The sequence below is a fragment of the Desulfobacter sp. genome (genome assembly GCF_050177295.1).
The window spans coordinates 1-5,980 of record NZ_JBFXHE010000278.1 but is presented as its reverse complement, the minus strand read 5'-3'; the positions used below and the strand labels follow the sequence as shown (position 1 = coordinate 5,980).

Sequence of the window (5,980 nt, the reverse complement as noted above, 5' to 3'; positions counted from 1 at the left end):
CTCATGAATCGACCTTCACCGGGGTGTTAAACCCGGGAGGCTTTATGGCAAGCACCGAACACTCAAGCTGGTCGAGAATAGCCTCTGCGGTATTGCCGATGATCAATCCTGAGATGCCGGTACGGGCGACCGTACCCATGACGACCAGATCCGCCCCTAACCCCTCCGCCAGAGGAGCGATCACATTTTTCGCCGGTCCTTCGGGCAGATGGAAGCCGGGCGAGAGATAGTCGTATGCCTCCTTGCTGATCCAACCCCGAAGTTGTTCGGCCAGCCGGTAAAGTTGCTTCCTGTGGCGCTCATGCTCTCCTGTAACGTAATTGGTCACGCCTTCCGGGGACACGCCGCCCCTTGATACTAACATTTTCTCAGCAAGACCTTCCCAGGCATGGGCGATGTGCAGAGAGACAGAGTCTGAAAGGGCCAGTGACGCGGCCAGTTCCAAAATCTTGCGGTTAAGATCCTTCTCTGAAGGACTGGGAGCCATCAGATCGAAATCGACGGCCGCCAGGATGCAGCCGTAGTTCGTTTTCTCAGACGGTTTCATGAGCCAAACCGGGCAGGGACACTTACGGAGGAGATGCAGGTCGTCGCTGCCGAAAAGCCTGTGCGTCCAACTCGGATTCTCCGCAGGTTTGATCAGAAGATCATACCCATTTTTCAGCACGGCCCGAATCGCCTCAAGGTACGTTTTCCCAACCAATACATTCAACCGAACTTGCAGACGTTCACTGAAGGGTTGGACCATCGATTCCAGCGCCTTGCGATGATCTGATTCCACGGCGGCTCTCAGATCTTCGGATACTGGCCCTCCCGGCGGCAGGCCGATACCGGCCGTGACGACCTGGGTCGGGATGACATCAACAATTGTCAGGTCCGCCTCATTGTTTACCGCCAGCGAGACAGCACGCGCAATCGTCGATGCCTGGTCCACGGCCGGTTCGTTTAGGTAAAGGATGTTTTTGAAACGCTTCATGGATCACCTCGTGTGTCACATTTGAGCCGCTATAAAGGGGCCAGGTTCTTGAGTTCTTGGATAGTGCTCGATTTACCGATGACGATCAGACAATCCCCCCCGAGCAAGCTCTCCGCAGGGTTGATCGTCGTAATTTGATCCTGGCCTCTGCGTATGCCGACCAGGGTCGCACCGAACTTTTGCCGAAAATGAAGCTCCGCCAAAGATTTGCCTGAAAGGTCCGAATTCTCCGACACCTTGATTTCGGCGATGTCAAAGCGGTCTGCGCCTTCTGCGTCTCTTTGCGCTGCAACCTGATTCAGCATGGTTTCAGCCTCCTTCAAGCCAGCCGGATGTCCCATAAGGAGTAGCCGGTCGGCCGGAAAAATCCTGAAATCCGGCTTCGGCTCATAAAAGGTACGCCCCCCTCGGCTGACAGCCAGAACAGATATACCCGATGCCGATAACGGGAGTTCTCTTATAGTTTGTCCGGCGGCCGAAGCATCCGAACGAATACGCAACTCAAGAAACGAGACAGGCCAATCAACGCTTTCCGGAAGGAAATCCATCGCATAAGTCAAGGCATCGGCCGCTTGTTCGGTAGCATCCTTAAAAGGCCGAAATACCAAATTAGCACCAGCTTTTTCGAACTCAGCAGCTTCCTGGCCGTTTGACGCCGTCAAGGCAATCTTTCCAGTATAATCGTCCTTCTTGAGATTATGGATTAGTGCCAAATTCATCTCTTTGGAACGAACGGTGCTAATAACCCATAGCGCCTTTTTCAACGGCAAGTGCTCATGCATCTCCGGGTCCGCCATATCCCCGTAAAGAACAGGCACCCCTTTCTTGCGCCACTTATCTAAATTGCCGGGATCGAAGTCGATCCCCACTATGGCATTTTTTCGCCGGAGAAGGTGTTCCATCAGCCCGCTGCCATAATTACCCAATCCCACTAAAATGACGTCGACTGCTCCGGTTTTCGCAAAGGTGTCTATGTCCGCCTCCCGGTAGGGATTGCGCTTTTCAAAAAATTTCAAGGGGGAGGATAGGACACTATAAAGCCGGTAGGAATAGAGGATCATGTAGGTGGACAGGAATATGGTCATCACCCCCACAAGAGTGATCAGCCCCATCGTTTCTTCGGTAATGTGACCGATACTCAGCCCCAAGGCCGCTACAATAAGCGAAAACTCGCTGATCTGGGCCACCGTGAGACCGGCAAGAAAAGCGGTGCGACGGCGATATCCCATGACTCCCATGATGATCAGTACAATGAGCGGGTTGCCGACGAGCACAAATAGGGAAAAAACCAGCGATGCGCCCAATTGCGAGCCCACCATTGACCAATCCAATCGTGCGCCAAGATCGATGAAAAAAAACAGCAGGAGAAAATCCCGAAGGCCTGTGAGTCGTGCACCAATCGAATCCCTGAAGGCAGTGGAGGCAAGTGAGACACCGGCCAGAAATGCGCCGACCTCCTTGCTGAATCCCAACAACTCACTGCCCGCTCCGAGAAGGACCGCCCATGCGATTGCGAATAGAGTCAACAGTTCCAGCGAATGCGCCAGACGCTGGGTCAGGGGCGGGATGAGATATTTCATCAGCAGGGCAACCGCACCCAACAGTCCCAACCCCTTTGCGCCGATCATCAGGAACGAGACATATCCCAAATCCTCTCCGGTAACAGATGACCCTAATGTCGTTAGGCCGACCAGAGCCAAAATGGCGGCGATATCCTGAACAATCAGAAATCCGAGAGCAATCTGCCCATGAAGAGAGTCGATTTCTTTTTTGTCGGATAGGAGCTTTACGATGATGATCGTACTTGAAAAAGTAAGGGCAACCGAAACGTAAGCCGCACTGAGATATGACATGTCCATGGCAAGGGCAATGACAAACGCGATAATCGATGTAAACACGATCTGCCCGAGGCCAGTCGCCAAGGCAACCGGACCGATAGTTCGAATCAGGTTCAGATCGAGTTTAAGCCCAACGATAAATAACAGAAGGGCTATGCCGATATGGGCCAGAAGCTCAATTTGCTCGTAGCTGTGTATGATCCCAAGAAACGACGGGCCGACCAGAATGCCCGTTGCCAGAAACATGATGATTAAGGGCTGTCGTAATTTCTGCCCGATAATTCCGGTCAGCGTAGCCAAGCTCAGTATTGCTGCTATTTCCACGAAGGAATTTGTTTCCGTCATTCGATCTATCTCCTTCATTCAAAACACGGTCGGTCATATCCGAACGACTTGGATTAATCCGCGGAATTATTATTAATCCGTTTAATCCGGGGTTTTTAATCCGGGGACATCTTTTAATCCGGGGACATAATCCGGGGACATCTTACATATTTTTCTTCGACCTGGCTTCTTTGGCCTGAGTCGTCTCTCTAAAATAGTCTCCAATTGCTTTACAAAAGCCGTTTTTCCCAACGGTCGGCCATTACGTTCATGCTTTCTGAACAATTCGATTTCAGATTCCTTAATATCCGAAGATAAAAAATCACCCCATGATGTCTTGACAATCTCAAGCAAGGGTCTTGTTTTGACAAGAACGTCATCCTTTTCATTCATATGCGCGCCGGCGCTACTCCATTTCCAATCCTCAGGACGTTTTACAAGACCGGCACGGACCGGGTTATACTCGATATACCGCGTGCATGCCAGCAAGTAACTTTCTTCCATGATAAATGATGCAAACCGCCCCTGCCATAAATGACCGCGCCAACCTTCCCTGAAATTGATCATTCTCGTATATCGCCGGTGTGCTTCCCCGACGGCCAGATTTAATCCATCCTTGGTTTCAGGAACTGCAATCAGGTGAATATGATTGGGCATCAGGCAATAGGCCCATATTTCGACCTTATAGTTCAAACACCATTCCGCCATCAAAGCCAGATAGGCTTTAAAGTCCTGATCGCTGAAAAATGTCTGCTGCCTTCTATTCCCCCTTTGTGTAATGTGATGGGGAAAACCCGGCGCCACTGCCCTTGCCATTCGTGCCATGAAGGGATTTAAACAAACATTCTAATTTTTGTCAACAAATAAGTAAGATGTCCCTATATTTTCTATATTTTAAAGATGTCCCTATATTTTAAATGTGTGGGCAGTCCAAGATTCGGATTCACGCCAAGAGCATGAAACGGTTCAAGGATAAAGTCCGGGAATTAACCAGCCGCAAGCGGGGTAAAAGCCTGTGCCAGGTCATTCAGGAATTGAACCAATATTTTCGGGGATGGTGGAATTATTTCCGGCTTACAGAGGCCCAATCCTTCCTCAAAGGTCTCAAAATCTGGATAATGCGAAGGCTTGTCTGGAAACAATGGAAAAATCCTAAAACCAGGGTTCGGAACCTTGAGAAACTTGGTATTGCTCACCATGATGCCATGCTTTGCGGCAATGCCCGGAAAAAGTACTGGCACATGAGCAAAATCAAATGGGTGGCCATTGCCATGCCTGAGAGATATTTTATCGAAAAAGGATTATATCTGCCCGGGAACTGATTCTTAAAATCAGCCGAACCGCCCTGGTACGCGATCACGTACGCCGGGTGGTGTGGGAGGGCTCCTCAGTGATGGGTAGTCCTATCCCGATTATCCTTTATCTTTCCATGGATTCACTATTGTAACATTCGTTGCGGCAAAGTCTTTTTCATTTCTTGTTACGACAATTAAATTGTGTATTTGAGCTACTGCTGCTATCAAACTGTCAACAGATGCAACAGGTGTACCATTATTCTCTGCTTTTCCCTGAATACTCCCCCAACTTTCTGCAACGGCCAAATCAACGGGATAGATTCTTGCTTCGTAATTTTCCAATAATGTATTAAGCCAGTTTGTAAGCCGATATTTCTTTTTTGAGTCAGGAAGTTTGGTAAGACCTTTTCGTATTTCCCCGATGGTTATGACAGATAAAAAAAGCATCTCATCAGGAGTGTTATTTATCCAATTTATGACCTTTCCGTTTGGAGTTGCCTTGACTAATTCTGATATCACACAAGTATCTAATAAATAATTCAAAATTCAACATCCCTCGGATAATCTTTTTGTCTTTCAAATTCAAAGCCATCATCCATTTTGGGGCAATTTAAAAGAAAGTCTTTCAAGGTCGGTTTTTGGGTAGTTATTTTTTGATATTCTTTAACCGATAAGATAACTACAGCGTCCTTGCCCCTACGCGTTACATACTGTGGCCCCATTTTCAAAGCATTTTCAACAACCTGACTGAATTTTGCTTTAGCATCTTGTAATTTCCATGATGTATTCATGAAACCTCCTGTTGATTGTTTTTTTTGACAATAGTCAGTCTAGTCCATTTGTAATACTAAGTCAATTCTTTTCTTTGGTTATTGCCGGACATTTTTTTAGGAGGATAACAGATGGCATTCAGGACTGGCAGTTCAGGCAGATTGTGGATGCTATACAGAATCTGTTTGCTATGCTTGGCGTAACCTGGTTGCCGGAGGTGGACTGGAAATTCTGGATGGATTCAGCCGATTCCCTCACAGAATGCCATCCCACGGTTGCTGCCGGGATTTCGGCCAGAAAAAACATTGATCACCTGTCAAATATAAAGCATTCAAAACTTGCCGACGTCCGAAAACGTCATACAGAGATTCTGACGCAGCTGCTGGTGGCGCTGCGGACAAGGAATTATTCCATAAGAACCGAACAGTCTTATGAATCATGGGTGACGCGTTTTATCTCCTTTTGCGGCAACCGGGAACCGGAAACGCTTGGCAGCGGTGAGGTTGTCAGTTTCCTGCAACACCTGGCCGTTCAGCGAAATGTTGCGGAAAGCACCCAGAACCAGGCGTTGAATGCCTTGGTCTTCTTTTATGACAAGGTGCTGAAACAGCCCCTGGGTGATATTGGTGATTTTGTACGCGCTAAACGCCCCAGGCGTCTGCCCGTGGTGTTAACCCGGAGCGAGGTTGCCAAAATTCTTGGGCAGATGGCCGGCACGCAAAAGCTGATGGCTTCCCTGCTTTATGGTACGGGTATGCGGTTGATGGATTGTGTCA

7 protein-coding genes are annotated in these 5,980 nt (G+C 48.7%); 2 read left to right on the top strand and 5 right to left on the bottom strand.

The genetic code is table 11. The features are described from left to right. Nucleotide 1 precedes the first annotated feature (1 nt). The 3 genes from AB7U36_RS16730 to AB7U36_RS16720 form a co-directional block, all read right to left on the bottom strand. Nucleotides 2-976, bottom strand: coding sequence for a universal stress protein (locus tag AB7U36_RS16730; protein ID WP_428160837.1), 975 nt, complete (start codon nt 974-976; stop codon nt 2-4). 29 nt (nt 977-1,005) lie between these two features. Next, entirely contained in the window at nt 1,006-3,159 is a 2,154-nt protein-coding gene (locus AB7U36_RS16725) for a cation:proton antiporter (protein ID WP_428160836.1), read from the bottom strand. Between the two features lie 81 nt (nt 3,160-3,240). After that, nucleotides 3,241-3,963 carry a transposase gene (locus tag AB7U36_RS16720; RefSeq protein WP_428160835.1) on the bottom strand — a complete coding sequence of 241 codons (723 nt, stop codon included), beginning with the start codon at nt 3,961-3,963 and terminating at the stop codon, nt 3,241-3,243. Nucleotides 3,964-4,094: 131 nt separating this feature from the next. On the opposite strand from AB7U36_RS16720, the gene AB7U36_RS16715 reads away from it, so the two are divergent. Beyond that, on the top strand, nt 4,095-4,460 hold the full coding sequence (locus AB7U36_RS16715) for a group II intron maturase-specific domain-containing protein (RefSeq protein ID WP_428160834.1): 366 nt from the start codon (nt 4,095-4,097) through the stop codon (nt 4,458-4,460). A 90-nt stretch (nt 4,461-4,550) separates the two neighbouring features. Here AB7U36_RS16715 and AB7U36_RS16710 read toward each other — a convergent pair whose 3' ends face one another. Together AB7U36_RS16710 and AB7U36_RS16705 are read right to left on the bottom strand one after the other, a co-directional pair. Then, nucleotides 4,551-4,976, bottom strand: coding sequence for a type II toxin-antitoxin system VapC family toxin (locus AB7U36_RS16710; RefSeq protein ID WP_428160833.1), 426 nt, complete (start codon nt 4,974-4,976; stop codon nt 4,551-4,553). Then, nucleotides 4,973-5,224, bottom strand: a complete 252-nt coding sequence (locus AB7U36_RS16705; protein WP_004075696.1) for a type II toxin-antitoxin system Phd/YefM family antitoxin — start codon at nt 5,222-5,224, stop codon at nt 4,973-4,975. The genes AB7U36_RS16710 and AB7U36_RS16705 overlap by 4 nt, the downstream gene beginning before the upstream one ends. A gap of 143 nt (nt 5,225-5,367) precedes the next feature. On the opposite strand from AB7U36_RS16705, the gene AB7U36_RS16700 reads away from it, so the two are divergent. Continuing rightward, the coding region (locus AB7U36_RS16700; RefSeq protein WP_428160832.1) for a phage integrase N-terminal SAM-like domain-containing protein at nt 5,368-5,980 on the top strand (613 nt) is incomplete at its 3' end.